The 21797-nt window shown below is 45.3% G+C and carries 17 protein-coding genes and 1 tRNA gene; 1 reads left to right on the top strand and 17 read right to left on the bottom strand.

What is annotated here, in order from left to right; all coding sequences use genetic code 11:
• Positions 1-39: 39 nt before the first annotated feature.
• The 13 genes from DWX00_RS17340 to DWX00_RS17285 all read right to left on the bottom strand — a co-directional run bounded on the left by DWX00_RS17340 (position 40) and on the right by DWX00_RS17285 (position 16879).
• On the bottom strand, positions 40-3543 hold the full coding sequence (locus tag DWX00_RS17340) for a PD-(D/E)XK nuclease family protein (protein WP_118595879.1): 3504 nt from the start codon (positions 3541-3543) through the stop codon (positions 40-42).
• Between the two features lie 274 nt (positions 3544-3817).
• Positions 3818-5200: a triphosphoribosyl-dephospho-CoA synthase CitG gene (gene citG, locus DWX00_RS17335; RefSeq protein ID WP_118595878.1), complete on the bottom strand. Its 1383-nt coding sequence runs from the start codon at positions 5198-5200 to the stop codon at positions 3818-3820.
• Positions 5184-6221 (bottom strand): [citrate (pro-3S)-lyase] ligase, encoded by a 1038-nt coding sequence (gene citC, locus DWX00_RS17330; protein WP_117804855.1) that lies wholly within the window; start codon positions 6219-6221, stop codon positions 5184-5186. The genes citG and citC overlap by 17 nt, the downstream gene beginning before the upstream one ends.
• A gap of 18 nt (positions 6222-6239) precedes the next feature.
• Positions 6240-7832, bottom strand: a complete 1593-nt coding sequence (gene citF / locus DWX00_RS17325; RefSeq protein ID WP_117804856.1) for a citrate lyase subunit alpha — start codon at positions 7830-7832, stop codon at positions 6240-6242.
• A gap of 1 nt (position 7833) precedes the next feature.
• Positions 7834-8733 (bottom strand): aldolase/citrate lyase family protein, encoded by a 900-nt coding sequence (locus DWX00_RS17320; protein WP_117804857.1) that lies wholly within the window; start codon positions 8731-8733, stop codon positions 7834-7836.
• Positions 8730-9029 carry a citrate lyase acyl carrier protein gene (gene citD, locus DWX00_RS17315; protein WP_118595877.1) on the bottom strand — a complete coding sequence of 100 codons (300 nt, stop codon included), beginning with the start codon at positions 9027-9029 and terminating at the stop codon, positions 8730-8732. The genes DWX00_RS17320 and citD overlap by 4 nt, the downstream gene beginning before the upstream one ends.
• A gap of 85 nt (positions 9030-9114) precedes the next feature.
• Positions 9115-9174, bottom strand: coding sequence for a hypothetical protein (locus DWX00_RS20755; protein WP_431834939.1), 60 nt, complete (start codon positions 9172-9174; stop codon positions 9115-9117).
• A 20-nt stretch (positions 9175-9194) separates the two neighbouring features.
• The gene (locus tag DWX00_RS17310; RefSeq protein ID WP_117804859.1) at positions 9195-10010 is read right to left on the bottom strand and encodes an alpha/beta hydrolase; all 816 of its coding nucleotides are present in this window, start codon (positions 10008-10010) and stop codon (positions 9195-9197) included.
• A gap of 16 nt (positions 10011-10026) precedes the next feature.
• Positions 10027-10923 carry a carbohydrate ABC transporter permease gene (locus DWX00_RS17305; protein ID WP_022462680.1) on the bottom strand — a complete coding sequence of 299 codons (897 nt, stop codon included), beginning with the start codon at positions 10921-10923 and terminating at the stop codon, positions 10027-10029.
• 10 nt (positions 10924-10933) lie between these two features.
• A complete protein-coding gene (locus DWX00_RS17300; protein WP_118595876.1) occupies positions 10934-11857 on the bottom strand; it encodes an ABC transporter permease in 924 nt (307 codons plus the stop codon).
• 74 nt (positions 11858-11931) lie between these two features.
• Positions 11932-13476 (bottom strand): ABC transporter substrate-binding protein, encoded by a 1545-nt coding sequence (locus tag DWX00_RS17295; RefSeq protein ID WP_118595875.1) that lies wholly within the window; start codon positions 13474-13476, stop codon positions 11932-11934.
• 107 nt (positions 13477-13583) lie between these two features.
• Positions 13584-15167, bottom strand: a complete 1584-nt coding sequence (locus tag DWX00_RS17290; protein ID WP_118595874.1) for a response regulator transcription factor — start codon at positions 15165-15167, stop codon at positions 13584-13586.
• Positions 15164-16879, bottom strand: coding sequence for a sensor histidine kinase (locus tag DWX00_RS17285; protein ID WP_118595873.1), 1716 nt, complete (start codon positions 16877-16879; stop codon positions 15164-15166). The genes DWX00_RS17290 and DWX00_RS17285 overlap by 4 nt, the downstream gene beginning before the upstream one ends.
• A gap of 227 nt (positions 16880-17106) precedes the next feature.
• Between DWX00_RS17285 and DWX00_RS17280 the strand changes: the two genes are divergently transcribed.
• The gene (locus DWX00_RS17280; protein ID WP_118595872.1) at positions 17107-17580 is read left to right on the top strand and encodes a hypothetical protein; all 474 of its coding nucleotides are present in this window, start codon (positions 17107-17109) and stop codon (positions 17578-17580) included.
• A gap of 131 nt (positions 17581-17711) precedes the next feature.
• Here the strand turns inward: DWX00_RS17280 and DWX00_RS17275 are convergent, their stop codons facing one another.
• From DWX00_RS17275 to DWX00_RS17260, 4 genes are all read right to left on the bottom strand, one after another.
• Positions 17712-19622, bottom strand: coding sequence for an NAD(+) synthase (locus DWX00_RS17275; RefSeq protein ID WP_118595871.1), 1911 nt, complete (start codon positions 19620-19622; stop codon positions 17712-17714).
• Between the two features lie 89 nt (positions 19623-19711).
• The gene (gene hslO / locus DWX00_RS17270; protein WP_118595870.1) at positions 19712-20587 is read right to left on the bottom strand and encodes an Hsp33 family molecular chaperone HslO; all 876 of its coding nucleotides are present in this window, start codon (positions 20585-20587) and stop codon (positions 19712-19714) included.
• A 55-nt stretch (positions 20588-20642) separates the two neighbouring features.
• The gene (locus DWX00_RS17265; RefSeq protein WP_118595869.1) at positions 20643-21431 is read right to left on the bottom strand and encodes a class I SAM-dependent DNA methyltransferase; all 789 of its coding nucleotides are present in this window, start codon (positions 21429-21431) and stop codon (positions 20643-20645) included.
• A gap of 158 nt (positions 21432-21589) precedes the next feature.
• Positions 21590-21661 (bottom strand) — tRNA-Asn (locus tag DWX00_RS17260).
• Between the last annotated feature and the right edge of the window lie 136 nt (positions 21662-21797).

Raw genomic sequence — 21797 nt, 5'->3', positions numbered from 1 at the left:
CATGGAAAACTGCATTTCTCTTTCCTTTCCGGAAGGCAGTCACTCCTTTTGATCACTTTGTGTTATCTCCTGCATCGCCTTCATCAGCAGTTCCGTGTCCATGCCCTTCAGTTTGCGGTACTCGTATCCCTGAATTTTCTGGTCAAAACCGCAGATTCCCTGATATTCACAGTACGCACACGCCGTCGCACCGTCCCGCTGATACGGGGAAATTTTTACATTGCCCGAAAAAATGCCCTCGCCGATCTCACGCACCTTCTTTCTGGTGTACGTACGGATCACATCAAACTGCTCCGGCGATGCTACTTTCGAATAGCTCGTATAACTTCCATCCTTCTTCTTTCCAACCGGAATCACATCGGATGTCGTTCCGTCCTCAAGCACGCGGTCGAGAAGCTCCACAACTTTCCGGTCCGCATTCACAAGACCGTCCATCCGCAGCGCTTTCAGCATCCGCCGGCCCCACGCCTCGTCGGTCTCATCCTCCTCCTGATCGAGCATCGGATCATCAATATGATAATAGAACACGCCCGCCGGCTCCACCTGCTTGCCGGGATGCTTTTTCTGCTCCAGTTCCACCGCCGCATCGAGATAAACAGCAAGCTGCAGCTGCAGTCCATAATAGAGCGCCACCAGGTCGAGCGACGTATTTCCCGTCTTGTAATCGATAATTTTCACATAGACCTTATCGTCCGTCTCGCAGAGATCCACGCGGTCAATCCGTCCGCGCAGACGCATTTTCTCATGCTCCGACAGATCGATGTTGATCGCCGACAGCGAGTCCTCCATCGAGAACGAAACCTCGAATTCCCCTGGCTCAAATTCTCCCTGCCGGATCTGCTGCTGCAGTGCCCAGACAGTTCGTTTCAGGATCCGCTTCACGCGGATAATGCGGTACTGATTCCGGCTTGAACTCTGAAAAATTGTGTTTCCATAGTCCGCCATCGTCTCCTCGACACACTCCTCAATCAGACGGTCACGCGTGTCATCGGTCACCGTCTTCCAGGTCTCACCGTTCTCCTGCAGTTTTTTCGAAAACTTCTCAAGCGCCTCATGCATGACCGTTCCCATATCCGCCGCTTTCAGCTCATACTGATCCCGCTCGCGGATCTGAAGGCCGAACTCCATAAAGTGGGCAAACGCACACGCCGCATACTTTTCCAGCCGCGTTGCACTGTTTTTTAACGTATCTCCGTACAGTGCCGATGCCGCACTCTTTCCGATTACACCGTCCGCACAGCGCAGAAACGCCGCTTTTCGATACGTCTCCGCCGGAATTCCCGCCTCCGGATGTGCTGCATACCAGCGGTAAAGCTCCTCAAACAGCGGATCGATCTCTCCCTCCGCCGCTCTGCCAAGCTCCTCCAGAAACAGTGCCTCGCCGGAACGCGGCATTTCCAGTTTTTCCTCCGGTTTTTCCTCTTTTTCAATATCCCGCACCGGAATCTCCGGGAAGAGTTTTCGTATTTCGTTGATCAAATACGACGGATTCTGCGCCTCGCCGGACGCGCCCGCTTTCGCAAAGGAAAGGTACAGCCGCTCCGACGGTTTTGTCAGATTTCGGTAGAGATGGAATTTCTGCTGATACATCGTCTCCCGCGCCGTCGGGGACAGCTTCGCATCCGCCCGTTCCAGCTCCTCGCGGTCATATTCCGAGAGAATGCCGCCGCCCGCGTCGTGGCGCGGAATCAGCCCGTCATTCACGCCGACGAAAAACAGCACGCGGATGTCCTTCAGACGCGACCGTTCATTATCACCGATCAGTACCTGGTCCGCCGTCGGCGGAATAATACCGACAGATGCCTCCGCAAAGCCCGCCTCCAGAATTTCCTGATACTCTGCCAGCGTCATCTTCTCATCGCCCAGCACCTCGACAATTTTGTCCAGCAGCTCCATGACAATGCCGTAAATCTGGCTGTATTCTTTTGCGAACGCCTCCTGTCCCTGCTGCTCAAACTGCTGCCGCCGCTCCTCGAGCTTTTGCTGCATCTGATTCTGCACTGCCAGTGCATACAGCGCCTCGGTCCGCTCCCGCACAGTGGCATCTTTCTTTTTCATCTGCTCCGCAAACGGCTGCACTTCGGCATAGAACTTCTCCCGCAGAAGATTGCGCTGCGGCACTTCATCCGGCTTGATGCCGCGGTAACCCCTCGTCCACGTCTCCCCATACGCTTTCAGCCCACGGATGCCAAGTGCCAGGACATAGTTTTCCATCGCATCTGTCTCCTCACGGTTCAGACTCGAAAGACCGCAGCGCAGATAGCGGAAGACACTCTCGTAGGAAAAGCTCTGCACGACCATCTCAATCGCCGCGCGCAGAAATTCGACGAACGGGTTCATCAGGACGGAATGTTTTTCATCAACGAAGTACGGAACACCGCATTTTTCAAAGATTTCCCGCGCATACGTACCGTAAACGGAGAGATCTCCGGTCAGAACGGCGAAATCCTGGTAGCGCATGCCCTCCTCGCGCACCATGCGGCGGATCAGACGCACCGTCTCTTCCAGCTCGGCACGCGGATTCGGCGCTACGCTGATATAGATTCCCTGCTGGTTCGCCTCGTGTCCTGCTGCCGGATTTCCCGTCTTTGCTTCCGTTCCTGATTCCGGTCTTTTTTCTATTCCATTTCCGGAAAATCCTCTCTTCCCATACCGGAACAGTCTCTGCTCCAGCTGATCCATCGTGCTTCCCGGCTGAAAACGGCCATGTCCCGAGCGTCTGACCCAGATTTCCGGCTCCACCGGGCACCCTGCTTCATCTGCCGCTTTCATGAGCTGCTGGACAAGCTGGCGGCTCATCGCAAAAAGCTGATGCGGAATCGCCTTTTTATACGGGTCCTCCCGCTCATCCATAATAATCGTCACATAAACCTTCGCACAGAGCCGGAACAGCTTTCCAAGCACACCGATCTGCACCGGCGTAAATCCGGTAAACCCATCCACCAGTACCTCACTGTTTTTAATCAGCTCCGATTCTTCCAGCTTTCCCGCCAGAACTTCCAGCACATCCTCCGCCGTCACGTAACGGTTTTCCAGATATTCCTCAAACGCACGGTAGATCACACCGGTGTCCTTCAGCTTTGCCGCCAGCAGCTTTTTCTCTCCCGTCTCTTCCGCCCACGTATCAAGCTCGGACGGCGCAATCTGATACTGCTTCAGCTCGGAAATCAGCGATTTCATCTGCGAAACCGCACCGGTTCTTTTTAACGTGCTGCCAAGAATTGTCAGCTCCTTTTTCTTTTCCTGCGCAACGCGCTTCACCACGAGGCTTTTTCCCGTCTCTTCAAGCACCGGATACAGGCTTCCGCCGGTCTCCTCAAAAATACGGTAGGCCAGACGTTGAAAACTTAAAATATCAATATTTAAAATTCCGCCCGCCGGATGCAGAGACACGAGTTCTTTCTGTGTCTGCATTGTAAACTGCTCCGGCACGACAATCAGATAATTTTTCTCCGGGTGGCGCGCCGCTTCCGCCAGAATTTTTTCATACGCATACCTCGATTTCCCAGCCCCCGAATTTCCCATAATAAACTGCAGACTCATGCTTTTTTCCTCCTGTTCTGCCCCGTTTCCGTTCCTAAAATAGACATAGCTAAGTATAACAGACTCTTTTTTTCGATGCAATCAAACGCCGGGCAAATTGTAACTCTTCCTTCCCTAAACATTACCGCACCAGAGTGTGTGTCAAGCGGATATTCGTAAGCTGTGAATTCCACTTTGTGGGAGATTTTGTCCGAGTGAAGGCTGTTATAGGAAAAGCCGCTCTCAATAACGAAATATTCCGTATTGAAAGCGGCCGTTTCTTTTTAATTTCTTTTTATTGTAAAATACCTTTCCGTCGTTCCATCAGTGTTTCCATGCGGCACAAAAAAATCGTTGCTGCAAGTAAATCCGCAGCTCCGCCCGGACTCATATTTTTCCGGATACAAATCTGATTCAGTTCCCGCACTTTTTGCAAACCATTCTCACTAAAAGCACCACCTGCCTTAAGAATTGCCTTTGCTTCCGTTTGCAGCCATCGCATTTCTTTCTCACTGGTTCTGCTGATGACATTTGTGTCTGTAAGCTCTGCTATAATTTCAAGAAGAATCTGTACATTGATCTGATTTTTGTCCCTGTTATTTGCTATATACTGCTTCATATGAGGAACCGTAAGTTCACACAGAATCGGATATCCGGTCATTGCCAGTCCCCGGACACCTTTTTCGCCCAGATGGCAGTAAATTTTTTCTCCATGCGTGATCCCCGAACTTTGTTTTAACTTTCTCAGATCTTGTTCCAGCTCTTTTTTTGTCATTTCCAGACTGATTCGGCAAACACTCTCTGACTCGATTTTTCCGTAATTTCTCAGGGAAATTCCGGCCGCAGCTGCTAGAATGCCAATCGTAAAAATGATTCCTTTATGCGTATTGACTCCTCCGGTTGCAGCAAACATTTTTTCTTCCGTCTTTTTTCCTCTTTCTCTGAGAAGCGGAAACAGCGTCTCCGGATCTGCCTCCCAGGAATACCCTGCTTCAAACATTGCCGCCAGATCTTCGGCGATCGCCTCTGTACTCTTTTGAAATGTCTGACAGTCCATATCTGTATGTGCACCGGTATCCTCCCGGTCTACTAAGCCTGGTTTTGGTGTCGTATACACTTCTTCCATCAGGGCCTGACTGATCTCAGCGGCTACGCCTCTTTGTAGCTGCTCTTCCCATATGATATCATAGATCTTTTTTCTCAATTCTTCGATCGAATGTTTTCTGCTTCTGCCACACTGACAGGCCGGGTTGTCGCATAACAGACATTTTCTTTCCGGAAATCCAAGATCATTTCTGCTGATTTTCGTATTTTCTTTTTCCAATACATCAATATCATACAGTCTCCCAATCTTCGTCTCTTCCAAAGCAATCATAAGCTTTTTCACCCGGCAGCCGTCTGCTTTCACAACCAAATATCCCTCATATCCGGTTATGTTTTCTTGTACCAGCCGGACTTCCGTCGAAATTTTTTCCGTTTCCAGCTTATTCTGTATCTTTTCCAGTCCTTCATAAAAGACCTTTTCGAAAAGTTTATTTACCTTTTCCGGACCCGGAATATTGAGCATAAAGCAGATTAACGTACCCGGATATTTTTCAAGAAGCTCTTTCTGCGTTGCCACCCTTTTTTCTCGGCTCCACAATACCTGCTCTAAGGAAACTTTATTTTCCGTTTTCATTCTTTTTCCTTTCCAGATAGCGCCAGGTACTTTCCGGAAGCATTCCGCAGACGCTTTTTAATTGATTTTCCGCATATTTTTTTCTGACCTCAGATGCACTGATGATCTGGTCTCCATATGTTTTTCTGGGAATTTCATGAAAGCGGATCTGATAGCACGGCAGCTGCTCCCGTAAGCACTGGTTATAGGTATGTGTCACATCGCAGACCGGTTCACTGCCCACATAGCGATCTGTAATTTTAAGCTCCGGTGCAATGCACTCTCCAAACAGCTGAATATCCAACTGGCAATTCATCTCATAGGCTTTCGCTTTTTCTTTGATAAAGTATGTCGGAAACACAGCCGGCGAAATCATGTATTCTGAGGTCTGGTGAAGAATCACATTTGGAATTTCCTGTATTCCTTCTTTTACCAACTGATACCGTTCTCTCGTTGTCAGAAAGCTCTGTTCTTCTGAGAGGATAAAAATGTGCAGCCATTTGTTTTTTTTTGCTGCCTCCCGGATCAGGTATTCATGTCCTCTGGTAAAGGGATTACAATTCATAACCACTGCACCGATACCGTTTTCATGTCTGTTTTCCACTTTGCATTTCTGCTGTTCCTGTGTTTCTTTTTTTAATCGTTTCAGGAATTTTTCAAGTCCGTTTTTGTCATTTTCCAGAAGAAGAATTTTTTCTGTCTGTGCCACCGGATACATTCCCATACTACAAAACAGTTCTTTGTTCTGAGGCTTGGTAAATCCGAAAAAATGAGAAATTCCCATTCCATAAAAATATTCAATCAGAGATGTCATAAGATGTGCCAGCAGATTCTGTCCTTGATACGCTTCTGATACCGCAACACATTTTATGATATTTTTCTGGCAGGAAGCAGTTGCTATGATTTCTTTCTCTTTTCGCAATACGATGGAATGTGTAATCTGCTCATCATAAGTAAGTCCCATGTATTCCAGAAATTTTTTGAGTTCCTCTTTCTTTTTCCCGGTAAAAGGATCCCCTGTTTCTTCCATATAGTCACTCACTGCCTGCCCTCCCTTCTCTTATTTATGTACTGGCTCCGGGAGTATATTCTTTTCCTCTTTAAATCGGAATGGTTTAATCTGACGAACTACATCCATGATGGTTCCATCTCTGCTTTCAATAATTCCTACAACACGTTCGCCAAATTCTACTTTCTCCGGTTCTCCTGCAATCCGGTAAGCCAAATCCCGAAGTTCTTCTATCGTTTTCAGCGGAAGTCCACTGTTTTTTACCGCTTCCAGCAGATCTTTTCGCAGTGGGTTAACTGCAACTCCATATTCCGTGATGACTACATCTACAGATTCTCCCGGTGTTGTCACTGTTGTTACTTCCGTACAGATTGCCGGAATTCTTCCCTGTAATAAAGGAGTCAGTACAATGGTGCATTTTGCACCTGCCGCCGTATCCGGATGACCTCCCTGCGCGCCTGTTATAACGCCATCGGAACCTACTACAACATTGCAATTGAAATTTACATCAACTTCCAGTGCTGCCAGAATCACAAAGTCCAGTTTGTTGACTACTGCGCCCTTGTTAAAAGGGTCTGCATATTCACCGGCACTGATTCTGAAATGCCTGATATCTTTTACTGATTCTACCGCATCCAGATCAAAATCCTGCGTATCCAGAAGTACATCAACCTGATTGTTATCCAGAAGATCACACATCGGTTTTGTCAGACCTCCGACACCGAAACGCATACGGATTCCACGTTCCTTCATGATTTTTGCCAGCGAAATGGTGGAAGCGATAGACGCGCCTCCCACACCTGTCTGATAGGAAAATCCATCTTTAAAGTACGGGGTAGACGTTACAAATCGTGTACAGTAATCCGCCATCATCAGTTTTCTCATATCTTTCGTCGGTTTTGCTGCACCTGTTGCAATTTTCTTAGGATCTCCAATTGCATCTACCACTACTACATAGTCTACTTTTGTCATGGAAATATGCGCCGGGAAATTAGGAAACGGAACCAGACAGTCCGTAATTGCTACGACTCTGTCTGCGTAATCAGCATCTACCATCGCATAGGACAACACTCCGCAGTCCGCCTTTCCACCGATACCACGACAGTTTCCATAATCATCACACGTCGGTGCTCCGATAAATGCAATATCCAGGTGTACTTCTCCTGTTTCGATTGCCCGAACTCTGCCGCCGTGAGAGCGCATCACTGCAAGCCCTTTCAGTTTTCCCTCAGAAATCGCCTTTCCAATCTCACCGCGCACACCGGAAGACTGGATTCCCGTAATCGTTCCATCTTCCATGTACGGCACCAGTCCTGCATGCGCTTTCCCAAGAGAGCTGGCACAAATGGTAATATTTTTAATACCCATTTTATGGATTTCTTCCATCACCATATTTACAACCAGATCACCATCCCGGAAATGATGATGAAATCCAATTGTCATGCCATCCCGGATTTCGCATTTCACCAGTGCCTCATGAATTGTTTTCACCAGTTTGCTGCCATCGGAATTCACCACGCAGCGGGTTTTCGGACCATCTTTCTGATATTCATAACCATCATAATAATGCACTCCGTGAAATACTTCTTTTCCTGTTATCTTCAATATTTCCTCGGGAATTTCTCTCCCTACTGCATTTTTCATTTTACAGTTCCCCCTCGTACACACCGGAAGCCTTGGCCAGTTCGATGATTCGCTTTGCACCATCATAAAACGCAATATCAATCATCTTTCCGTCTACAGTAAACACACCGATTCCCTGTGCCTTTTTGCTGTCAATCTCACGGACTACTTTTTCCGCAAAAATAATCTCTTTTTCTTTCGGCGTAAAAATTTCATGTACAATACGAATCTGTCTTGGATTGATAATCGATTTCCCATCAAAGCCCATCAGGTGAATCGTATTGACGTCTTCCCGAAAGCCCTCTTCGTTTTCCAAATCTGTATAGACGGTATCAAAACACTGTACACCTGCTGCCCGTGCAGCGATGACAAGCTGCTGTCTTGCTCCCATCAGTTCTATTCCGGTTCCCGTGATGTGGGTATGCAGATCTTTCGTGTAATCTCCACCGGACAGTGCGATACCAAACAACCTTTTCGAAGCCTCGCAAATTTCTAACGCCTTCACCACACCTCTTGCCGATTCTATCGCTGCCATAATTAAGGTACTGTTCTCCGGTCTGCCAAACTCATTCTCTGCCTTTAAAATTTGCTGCTCCACTATCTTTACATCTTGTGCTGTCTCTGTCTTCGGAATCCGGATGCCATCACATCCACCGGCTACTGCGCAACGGATATCTTCCTTCCAGAAAGGTGTGTCCAGGCCATTGATACGTACAATCCGTTCCGCTCCATGATAATCAATCGTGCGAAGTGCATGAAACAGGGAAAATCTGGCCGCGTCCTTCTGATTTTCTGCCACTGCATCTTCCAGATCCAACATCAGAGAATCTGCTCCATAAATATAGGGATCTTTAATCAGTCCCGGCTTCTGTGCGTTTAAAAACATCATGGTACGACGTAATCGTTTTTTTGCGTCTCTCATCGGATCGCACCTCCCCATGGCAGCTGCTCCGACTGCCCGGCGGAACGGTATACCGCAGCTTCCACCCTTGCACGGATGGTGCAGTCCAGAGCTCCTTTATCTACAATCTTAATTTTTACGTTCTGAACTCCCAGATTTTCCAGAGTATCCAGAACCACATGACGGATCTGATTTCCATACTGATGAATCACTGTACTTTCCAGTACCAGATCTATATTGCCATCCCCATCTTCTACCGTAACCATACAATCGCTGGATTCCAGTGTTCCGGCTACAGCTGCTTTTTCTATCTGCATTTTCCTCTTCTCCCTGTATTTCCCGTGGGGGCTGCCGCACTAAGAAAAATTTCTACAAATATGGGTCTTTATCTGCTAAATAGTTCTATATTCTGTAGTGTTTTCGCTTAGCGCGTGTCTGAAAAATCATTTCCGCAATCTGCAAGCCCCACTTTGCGGTATATTTTATTCTTCTACTGATTTCCCTGCAAAGTTCATCCAGTCCAGAATCTTCTGAATATACTCATCAAAGAAAATATCATCATGTCTTCCCGGTCCCTCTTCAAACAGCAGCGGAACGCCCAGCTGATCCGCAAACTCCTTCAGATCGACCGAATCCTGGTGACGTCTGTCCTCTGTACCGCAGCAGGTATACAGTCTCGGAATATCTCTTCCTTCTTCTTTCCGGTTTTTCAACAGTGTAAAAACATCATGAACCTCCGGTGTAATCGCAGGCGGATCACCATATAACGCTTCACAAAGGGTGGATACCGTGTTAACCTTTCCCTGATAACGATATTCCGCATGATAAGATCCCGCAACGCCTCCGATTGCCGCAAATTTTTCCGGACAGGTAAGTCCCCATTTATAGGCACCGTAACCTCCCATCGACATTCCTGCAATAAAACGGTTTTCCCGCTTTGTTGCTGCCGGGAAATTTCTCTCCACAAAATCTGTCAGTTCTTCTGTCAGATAAGAAAAATAATCCAGTCCGTATTTCATATCCGTATAGGCGCTGTTATATACGCTTGGCATAACCACCATAATCTGATGCTCATCTGCATAACGCTCAATCTTGGAGGTCCTCAGATACGAAAGATGGTCTCCTGTAAATCCATGCAGCAGATACAGGGTCTGATATTTTTTGTTTTTCCCGAAAGTCTCTCCCTTTTTTCCCTGCTCTACATCTTCCATTCGCTCTTTTTCCGGAAGCAGAATCGAAACATCTACCTGCATCCGCAGGATACAGGAGTGAAAATTGCAATGTACATATGCTGCCATCTGTTTCTCCTTTCTGTCAGCCTTTTACAGCGCCGACAACCACACCTTTGATAAAATATTTCTGAAGCATCGGGTAAATAATAATGATTGGTAAAATTCCGACAAATGCCAGTGCCATTCGGATGGAGTTTCCCGGAAGCGAAACTGCCTGTCCTTCGGCCGCCAGCTCTGATGCTCCGCTTCGCAGATATTCAATGTTTTTCATGATACGCATCAGAAGATTCTGAATACCAAAATATTTTGGATCCTGTACGTAATATAAAGCATTGGTCCAGCTGTTCCAGTAGGAAAGACCTGTAAACAGTCCAATGGTGGCAACTACCGGCTTCGACAACGGAAATACAATTTTGGTGAAAATTCCAAGCTCTGACGCTCCGTCCAGCTGTGCAGCTTCATATAATGCTTCCGGCAGGCTGTTGCTGTAATAGTTTCTTACCAGGAAAATATTGAATGCTGTCATCAGAAGATTCGGAAAAATCAGTGCTGCATACGTATCTTTAATATGGAAAAATGTTGTCCACATAATATACTGTGGCACCAGTCCTCCATTAAACAGCATGGTAAAATATACAAAAAAGGATAATGCGTTTCTATATTTGAATGTTTTTCGTGCCATCGGATATGCGATCGAAGTCGTCAGTAATACGCTTAATCCGGTTCCGACAACGGTTGTTCCAATCGTAACAAGATACGATCTTACGATTGTTGCTGCCTGTTTTACCATGTAGGTATATGCTTCCAGGCTGAGTTTCTTCGGCAAAATCTGATATCCGTTTGTAATCAGTTCATTTTCATCGGTAAAGGACGCAACCACCAGAAGAATCATCGGAAACAACGCCACAATACTGATTACCACTAAAATAACTGTTGCTATTGCAATAAATCGTTTTTCATCGCTGACTGTCTTTTTCATATCCTGCCTCCTAGAACAATGCGTTTTCCGGATCTTTTTTCCGTACAATAAAGTTTGCAATCATGACCAGTGCAAAACCAACCAATGACTGATATACACCTGCTGCCGAAGACATTCCTACATTACCCTGTTCCATCAAACCACGATATACATACGTGTCAATCGTCTGCGTCGTAGAAAACAGGGTTCCTGCATTCATTGGTACCTGATAGAACAAACCAAAGTCAGAATAGAATACACGACCGATCGCCATCAATGTCATAATAATAATGGTTGGTCTCAGAAGCGGAAGCGTAATAGCAGTAATCTGTTTCAGTTTAGAGGCACCGTCAATCTTTGCTGCTTCATAAATTTCCTTATCAATGCCTGCAATACCTGCCATATAAACGATCGCATTATATCCTGCATTCTTCCAAAGATATACAATAACCAGGATAAACGGCCATGCAGCTTTTGCAGTATACCAGTCTACGCCGTTTTTCCCCAACGCATCTAAAATTGTATTGTTCACAAAACCGGTTGTACTTCCCAATAACGCGTATACCAGATACGCCGTTACAACCCAGGACAGTAAGTGTGGAAACAACAGCACGGACTGGAAAAGCTTTCCGCGTAACAGTTCTCCCAGCTCATGCAGCAGGATTGCAAAAATCACAGAAACTACGGTTCCGATCACGATAAAAGCCAGATTATATAACAATGTATTTCTCGTAATAACCCATGCATCATCTGTCAGAAACAAAAATTTAAAGTTATCCAGTCCACACCATGGACTGCCCCAGATTCCTTTCGCATAGCTGAACTTTTTAAACGCAATAAAGGTTCCCACAATCGGGATATAGTTATTAATAATCAGATATGTAATACCCGGCAATGCAATTAAGAGCAATGCTAATGTATTTTTGCTGGCATATTTCTTCTTACTCTTCGGCATATAATTCGAGCTCCCTTTTTATAAATAAGGCTGCGGTGATATTCCGCAGCCCTTTCCTTTTTTCAAAGTCTTTCCTATTTACTACTCATCCATGCATCCAGCTGCTCCTGTTTTCCTTGAATCAGGTCATCCATGCCGGCTGCTTTCAGTCGTTTTGTCATCTCGGCAAGTGTTGCATCTACATCCGCAGCACCAACCCACAGAGATTTTTTATATTCTTCTACAATGTTCAGGCATGCGGTATATTCTGCTTCTTTATCACTGTAGTCGTAAAGGAAACCATAATAGTTTGAATGATCTCCATCATAATTCTGCTGTTTATTTGTCTCTTTTTCTTCTCCATACAGACCGCCTGCAACCGGATAGGTCAACCATTTATTTCCCCAGAAATAGTAGTTCATATTATCGGTATAGGCTACACTATTCAGATCCGTATATCCATCCGGTGCTACTGCACAACCATTTTCATCCAATTTATAATCCACGCCTTCTTCTCCATAGACCAGAAGGTTATCTACATATTCATCTGTGTACAGCAGATTCATAAATTTGCAGGCTGCTGAAGGATTTTTACAGCCGGAATTTACCATCCACGCCCCGGAGTTTCCAGACCAGATCATCGAATCACTGATCTGTACATTTTCAAATGGATGACCATAGTTGTTTGTATACTGCTGCGCAATCTTTGGATTACCAAGACCACAGAATGTGCCAAAGCAGTTGCCGGACATCAGTAATTCTGCGGTAGTTGCTGTTGTGGTAGCTGCATCACTTGCATAATAACCAGCTTCAAACCAGCTTCTGGTCAGTTCGCACAGTTCTTTAAAGTCTGTCGTTTCATATATATCCACTACAGTTGCATTATCCTGATAAGCCACACCGGAAACGGATGAAGCGATATTGTCGCCTAATGGATCAATTTTATCAATCTTGCCAAGATAACTTTCAAATAATGCATTCGCTCTGTTCGGATCAATGATTGTCATATCTGGATAAGCTTCTTTTACCTTTGCAAACACTGCTGTCAAGTCTTCCGGTTTGGTAACCTGACTCATATCGATTCCAAGTTCCTCAGTAATATCTTCACGATAGGTAAATCCACCCGGTACATAGTTAGAACCCATATTCAGAATTCCATATGTTTTTCCCTCTACCGTTGTCGGTGCCAGAAAACCATCGTAAAGAGTTTCTGTTGTTTCTTTCAGATCATTGTCCAGATACTCTGTAATATCCAGCGCTGTTCCATCCTGAATATATTTCAGATGCGACGTATTATAGGCCTGAAATAAATCCAGCTGTTCTCCGGATGCCAGCATCAGATTCACCTGATTCATATAATCAGAATTGGAAAACAGTACCAGTTTGACCTTCGTATTGATCTTATCTACCGTATAATCGTTGATCAGGTTCTGAATTCTTTCCAGTTCTGATGACTCTGGGATATTGTTCTGTGTCATATACGCAAATACAATTTCTGCCGGTTCTTCGCTGTCGCTGCTCTCCTGTTTACTGCTTTCCTGTTTTCCGGTTGCATCACCGCTCTGTGCTCCACCACACCCGCTCAGCAGAGATCCCACTGTCAGGGTGGCCATCAAAATCGCCAAAATCTTTTTCTTCATTTCTTTCTCCTTTCTTCTTTCCGGTTCCTTTTGATAGACTTATCATAGCGCAAAAAAAACGAAAGTTCTTACACAAAAAAGTACAAAAACTTTCGTTTTTAAGCTATCTATTCTTTTTTCCGAAACTCTACCGGTGAAACTCCCGTATATTTTTTAAATACAGATGAGAAATACGGGAGCGTATCAAATCCGACTTCCAGCGCAGTATCAATCACCTTTGTATTGGTGTTTTCCAGCAAATGTTTCGCTTTTTCCACGCGCAGAGAATTAATATAATCATTCAACGACGTTCCGATATCCTTCCGGAACATTTTTCCAATGTATTCCGGTGAAAAATGAAACCTCTCCGAAAGCGTATTTCTGTTAATATCTTCCGTATAATGTTCTCTGATATAATCAATTACCTGATCTGTGATCCTTTTTTCTGTTTTTTCTTTCCGTTCCTCCTGTGTCAGATCAAATACCTTATTCATCAGCCATGTCATCCACTGCACCATAGAAAATTCCGATTTAACCGCATTCATATCCAGTTTCAGATAGATCGGGTCACGAATCACGCTGTTCATATTTTCCTTTTTATCATGGAGATATTTGCTTACAAGCTGTGTCAGTTCCACCTGAAAATTGCGAAATCCTTCTACGGAATGCATCGTTTGCTTTACATGCTGCAGCGTTTTTTGTAAATATTCCATTGTACTTACCCTGGAACCCTTGTTCAGACACTGCAGAATATAATCTTCGTCCAGAATATGTCCGGAAGCCTCCTTTTCTCGGAGCAATGCCATAAATTCCTTTATTTCCCCTTCGTCATAAATATGCGTTTTGTCATATTCCATTATTTTCTCTTTTTCCAAACCTGCTTCATAAAAAGAAACGCTTGGGGATATGTATCCGATCTGCAATACATCCGGAAAATATTTTTCAAATATGTTTCTGACCTGTGCCGCTCTCTCCTTCGTCTCCCTTTCCGAAAATTCCGACAGAATTCCAAGATAGGTTCCCTTATTTTCTTCCCAGCAGATCACATTTTCCATTCTAATTTTTTCTGTGAATGCTTCTGCCAGAATATTTTCCATTGCAAATTTATAAATGGATTCCTGTTCCTTTTCTTTACCGAAGTCCATTTTGCCACTGGCAAAATGAAGAATCACAACACAATATTTTTCCTGAATCTCTTCCTCTATCCCCTGTTGCTTGATTTCCTCCTCGAGTCCCTGTTTCTGCACACCGGGTTCCAGCAATACTCTTGTCCAGAAATATCGCACCATCTTTCTTTTTCCGATCTTCCAATATTCCCGGATTTCCTCCGTTTTTTGTTTCCAGGCTATTTTTTCTGTCACACGAAGCAAGGCCTGATTGATTTTATTCATATCAATTGGCTTCAGCAGATAGTTTGCCGCACCATTCTGCACAGCTCCATAGGCATATTCAAATTTTTCATGGCTGGTCAGAAAGATAACCTCTGTCTGGATTTTCTGTTCTCGTACCCATTCCAGAAAATGAATTCCATTCTCCTTTGGCATTTCAATATCACATAAAATCAGTTCCACTTTATTTTTTTGCAAAATATCTCTGGCCATAGAAGTATTGTAGGCCACATAGATCTGGTCAATAGAAAGTAACGCGCGATCCAGCTGTTCTTCCAATACCTGCGTTGTCACAATTTCATCATCTACAATCAGCAAATTCATCTCTCTTCGTCTTTCTCCTCATCTGTACATTTCAGTGTTTTCGGAATCCATATGGTTATTTTGGTTCCTTCCGGTTCCAGATTCTCCAAATACAGAAGATGATCCTGCTGGTACATCATCTTCAGAACCTCTTTTACATTTTTTATTCCAATTCCACTTCCATCTTTTTTTTCTGTTATTTCCATATCTTTATTCACAAAGTCCAGTATTTCCTGTGAAAATTGACCCTGCGATATATATAGTTCCAGTTTTAAGTAAACTTCCTTCCCCGAGAAGCTCCACAATGCCTGAATCAGAACCGTAGTGAACGAATCAATACTGATCACGTGCTTAAATATATTTTCCAAAAATGTATGCAGGATCATCTGCGGCACTGGATACTGCAGCAGTTCTTCCGGTATATCCATATAGACATAAAAGCAATCCCGGTACATGAGTCGCTGCATTTCCAGATATCCCTTGGCATTCTTTATTTCATCCTGCAGCGGAACAGTATGCAGACCGGTTCGAAACATATAACGAATGTTCTGTGAAAATGCCTGAATAAAGGCATGGACATTCTCTTCCTCGTGCTGATAAACCATGCTGTTAATGGTTGATAAAGCATTCAGGAAATAATGTGGTTTTAATTGCATATGAATATACTTCAGCTGCACATCCTTCATTCGAAGTTCCTGTTCGTACTTTTGCACCCTCATTTCAAGAATCGTCTGTACCATATCATTATATGCCTGTTTTACTTCTTCCATTTCGTAGCTGTTTGTATTATATTCCGCTCTTGCCCTGAAATCTCCACTGTGAATTTTTCTGGACACCCAGAACAGGTCTGCAATCGGCCGGAAGATTTCTTTTTGCATATACCAGACAATTGTTCCAAAGGAAAGCAAAGACAGTACTAAAAATCCAAAAATAACGATACCGGAGGTAGAATATGCGGCATACTCGGATGATTTTACACTGTAATACATCTGATATGCATCTTCCAGAACAGATCCCTGATAGATACTGATGGATGGATCCTGTTTCTGCAGATTCTCTATCGCTTCTCCATATGTCCAATCCTCTCCTGAACCGCACAGAATTTTCCCTTTTTTGTCTGTAAGATAGAACGCTGCCTCTTTGATGGACATATCATTATAGTTTAACAAAGAGTCCAGTCTTTTTTCTGATACCAATACAGCGATCGTATTTGCACCATAATTATAATATTTTACCAGATACACCTGCTTCCCCATGACAGTGGAAGTCCAGCCGGATGTAGGAGTTTTATCAAACGTATTACGCTTTTGAAGATATTTTTTGATATCTTTTATTGTATCATATGTTATATTTCCATTTCTCTGAATCAAAATACTGTTGTCTTTACAATTAACAATCACATAGGCATCCGCTTCTTTGGTATCCTGGCATTTTTCCTTAAGAATTTGCAACATTTGATACTGCGCTTTCACTTTTTCCAGATTATTTTCTCCGTTCAGCTGTGTCAAAAGCAGGCGATACCCCAGAAGAAGATCCAGGTTATCATCCAAACGTTCCAATACACTTTCCATCGTATTATGATAAATCTGCAGTGTATTTTCCACCAGGTTTTCCTCATTTTTTTTAGCAATATCAACAATAAACGCTTTGTACAGAAACAGTAAAATAATCTGCAGAAGCAAAAAAGTAGTAAAAAAAACGCCCATGGTACTTCTGATTTTTCTTTTTTTCATCTTTTCCCGACTCTCCCTGAAGTTTGTTATCGTGACCGATTACATTATATACTAATTTTCGGACAGAAGAAAGACTGTCCAAAGATTACTTGCAGCTTGCGGAAATGATTTTTCAGACACTTTTTTTCATAAACGATTTTTCTTTTACATACATTATAGTAAAAACGCCCGTCCGTTCGCCTCTCGTCCGCTCACAGACGGCTTTTCAAAAAGGAGTGTGCCCGCCCATGAGTTCCAAAACGAAAATCATTGTACTACATATGAAAGAAGTGGTTTACACCGCTGTTTTTCTTGCTCTCGCGCTGATTCTTCTCGTGGTGTTTCTGATCATGTTCTCCGGGAAGAAGGATTCTGCGAAAAAACCTTCTGTCACCACTGCTGCTTCCGCCGAAAATGCACGCTACATTCCCGGCATCTACACCTCCACGATCTCCCTCGGCGACCAAACCTTCGATGTGCAGGTCAATGTTGAGCAGGACCGCATCACCGCGATTTCACTGAATAACTTAAGTGAAACCACCGCCGCCATGTATCCGCTCATGGAGCCCGCGCTCGATTCCATCGCAAGCCAGATCTATGTGAATCAGACGACGGAAGGCCTCATCTACGGAGAGGACGACCGCTACACCTCCGAACTGCTCGTCTCCGCGATCAATCAGGCGCTCGAACAGGCTCAAAATCCTTCCTCCTCAGAATCCTGATCTTTCCATGCAAAAAGGCCTCGAAGCATTCTTCTGCTCCGAAGCCTTTTTTCTGTCGTGCATCTCAAAATTTGATTGTCTGCACCAATTTGGATTATCTTTGTTTCTTTCCGTATTTCCTGTTTTGTTTTTTACAGCTGGTCGAGTTCCTCTCTCCAGAGCTTCACGCACGCATCACTCGGCATACGCAGGTCGCCGCGCGGGGATACCGCAACGCTTCCGACCTTCGGGCCATCCGGCAGGCAGGAGCGTTTGAACTGCTGCGCGAAAAATCTCCAGTAGAACGTTTTCAGCCATTTTAAGATCGTCGCATCATCGTAGACACCGGCAAATGCAAGTTTTGCCACACGGTAAATCTTGAGCGGTTCGTACGTCACACGCAGCATATAGTATAAGAAGAAATCATGAAGCTCGTACGGTCCGACGAGATCTTCTGTTTTCTGAGAAATGACACCATCTTTCGGCGGCAGCAGTTCCGGGCTGACCGGCGTGTCGAGCACATCCAGAAGGATATCGGAAAGTGCTTTTTCCCCGCAGGTGTCCGCATAATACTGCACCAGATGGCGCACCAGGGTTTTCGGTACGGACGCATTGACGGCATACATCGACATATGGTCGCCATTGTACGTTGCCCAGCCAAGTGCCAGCTCGGAAAGATCACCCGTTCCGATAACCATACCGCCGGACTGGTTGGCAAGATCCATCAGAATCTGCGTTCTCTCACGCGCCTGTCCGTTTTCATACGTCACATCGTGTTTCTCCGGATTCTGTCCGATATCACGGAAATGAAGATTGACAGCCTCCTTGATATCGATCTCTTTTAAGGTTGCGCCAAGGCATCTCGTCAGCTCACATGCATTCTGATACGTACGGTCTGTCGTTCCAAAACACGGCATCGTTACAGACAGGATCTGCTTTCTCGGAATCCCGAGCAGATCAAATGCTCTTGCCGTTACAAGCAATGCCAGCGTCGAGTCAAGTCCACCGGAAATACCGATAACTGCGCTCTGGCAATGGGTATGCGCCAGACGTTTTTTCAGTCCCATAGCCTGAATATTTAAAATTTCGTCGCATCGCTGATCGCGGTTATGCTTATCCGACGGTACGAATGGTCGCGGATCGAAGTAACGGGTCAGCTTTGTCTCTTCTATTGCCAAGGAGAATCGAACGACCTGATACCCATCGGTTCTCTGCTCCGGATACGTGGTCATCCTTCTGCGCTCACTTGTCAGACGATCCACATCAAGATCTGCGCAAATGATCTGATTCTCAAATCGTTTTGCCTCGGCAAGAATGGTTCCGTTTTCAGCAATCAGATGCTGTCCTCCAAAGACAAGATCTGTCGTCGACTCGCCCTCGCCTGCTGTCGCGTATATATAGCCGCAGATCAGACGCGCCGACTGTGCGCTCACAAGGCTTCTCCGATAACTGTCTTTTCCAACCATTTCATCACTGGCAGAAAGATTTACGACCACTGTCGCACCTGCCAGCGCATGCGCCACACTCGGCGGATTTGGAGTCCAGAGATCCTCACAGAGCTCTGCCGCAACTTTAAGACGCGGCATTTTTTCACACTGGAAGAGCAGATTCATGCCAAACGGAACCTCTTTTCCAAAAAATTCCGTTGTTGTCACCGCTTCTTTTCCCGGCGTAAAATGACGCAGCTCATAAAATTCATTATAGTTCGGCAGATACTTTTTCGGTACAACACCGAGAAGCTCTCCGTGACAAAGCACAGCGGCTACATTGAACAGCTTTCCACCCTGTTCCCACGGCAGTCCGACAAAAATCAGCGCATCGGTCTCTTTCGTGCCATCGGCAATTTCTTTTAATCCTTCTTTCGCCGCATCAATCATCTGACTCTGCCAGAATAAGTCACTACAGGTGTAGCCGGTGAGAGCCAGCTCCGGGAGTACCATCACTTTCGCGCCCGCAGCCTCCATCTTATGAATGGTTTCCAGAATGACTCTCGTATTTTCTCTGACATCTGCTACCACTACCGCACAGGAAGCGGCGGCAACTTTTACGAATCCCTGTTTCATCTCTTTCTTCCTCCACTATCTGGTTCCTTTTTACGGATTTTCTGCGAACAGAAACTCTCCCAGTCTCTGTTTCGCCTGAAACAGTACTGTTATTTGCTCTTACGCAATAATTCCTTCAGATCCTCTGTGGAAAATTCATAAGCGCTGTTGCAGAAATGGCATTTCAGCTCCACCGGTTTTCCTTCCTGAATCATCTCGTTCAGTTCCTTTCTTCCAACCGCGATCAGTGCTTTCGATACCCGCTCCCGGCTGCAGTTGCAGTAGAACTGGGTTGGCACGGTATCGTTGATTACAAGATCCATATCTCCAAGCAGCTTTTCAAGAATCTGCTCTGGCGTCAGCCCTTCATCAAGAAACGCGGTGACAGAATTAACTTCTGCCAGACGCTGTTCCAGCTTTTCAATCACTTTCTCATCGCAGAACGGCATCAGCTGAATGATAAAACCACCTGCCTGGCGAACGGTGTTGTCTTTGTTCATCAGCACGCCGAGTCCAACGCTGGACGGAACCTGCTCGCTCGTTGCAAAGTAATACGTCAGATCCTCTGCGATTTCACTGGTCTGCAGAGCGCACTGGCCGACATACGGCTCTTTTAACCCAAGATCCTTGATGACATCCATAAAGCCGACACCGACAGCGCCTGCCACATCCAGTTTTCCTTTTTTATTAGCCGGAATCACGACATCCGGGTTTCCAACATAGCCTTTTACGTTTCCTTTGGAATCTGCCGTCACAGTAATTCCATTCAATGGTCCCCCTGCGTGAATGCGGAGAGTCAAAAGATCCTTGTCTCCCTTCATCATGACGCCCATCATTGCACCTGCAGTCAGAAGGCGGCCAAGTGCTGCAGTTGCCACCGGGCTGGTGTTGTGGTCTGCGCGTGCAGTTTCTACTGTTTCCCTCGTTGTCGCCGCAAACGCGCGAATCTGTCCGTCTGCCGCTGTTGCTCTTACAATATAATCCATCTGTTTTTCTCCTGTTTTTTCATTTTTCTTCTTTTATCGTCACTGCAGGGCAGGATCATTTTTCCGCTGATTTTCCCTTTTCTCTTGCTACTACATAGATGCGCTCGCTTTCCGGTTTTGGCACATCCTTTGTGAAAGCATCATAGGCCGTCACAAATTCCATACCTGCTTCTTCCAGTAACCGGCGAACCATCGCAAGATCGTAAGCTCTCTGGTAGTGTACCTCCTCAAATTTGCGGTACAGATCGGAATCTCCTCCCGCAGGAATGAAAATGGCGAGCTCATATTCGTTGATTTCTTCCTCCGGGTCATAGTAATTATCCCAGATGAAGCTTGCCTCTTCGCGGTTTTCCGCAATCGTAGTCTCACCCATCTGTTCATATTTATACCTTGTATTCAAGTCAAAGATAAACATGCCCTTCGGATCCAGATAATTATTGACGAGTGAAAATACTTCCCGCAGATCGTCTTCCTCCAGAATATAGTTGATAGAATCGCAGATGCTCACGACCGCTTTCACGGTTCCGTAAAGCTCGAATTCCCGCATATCCTGAAGCAGATATAAAATGTTTAATCCGGACTTTTCGCGTTTTTCACTGGCGATCTCGAGCATGTCCTCGGAATTGTCCACGCCGATCATATCGTAGCCCTCTTTTGCAAGCAGCTCGGTCATGTTTCCCGTTCCGCAGCCAAGATCGAGCACCAGTCCGTCTTCCACCTGATATTCTTTTAAAAGCTGAATCAGATATTTGCTCCAGGACGGGTAATCCACGTTGTCCATGAACATGTCGTAAACCTGAGCAAAACTGGTATAACTTTCATTCATCCTCTTTGTCTCCTTCATTTGTTTCGGATAGCCCTATTGTAACACATCAGAAAGGGCAACTCAATTCTCTTTTGTCTCTGTCACCCCTAGGATGACACATCTTACAGTAAACCCTTTTTCATCACGCCTGCAAGAAACGAAAAGACCTGCAAGAAAATTCTTACAGGTCTCATTCACTCCCCGAGTTGGGCTCGAACCAACAACCCCTCGGTTAACAGCCGAGTGCTCTACCATTGAGCTATCGAGGATTATTCAGTTGAAGATATTTGATATACCTTCAAAACCGCATACACTACACATCTATCATTCCATTTTGTGAACACAACCAATTAGGTCAAGCCCTCGACCGATTAGTAACAGTCAGCTCCATGCCTTACGGCACTT

It is taken from the genome of Blautia sp. AF17-9LB (genome assembly GCF_003479185.1).
GTDB classification, from domain to species: Bacteria; Bacillota; Clostridia; order Lachnospirales; family Lachnospiraceae; genus Fusicatenibacter; species Fusicatenibacter saccharivorans.
This window is presented reverse-complemented; position numbering and strand designations above follow the sequence as displayed.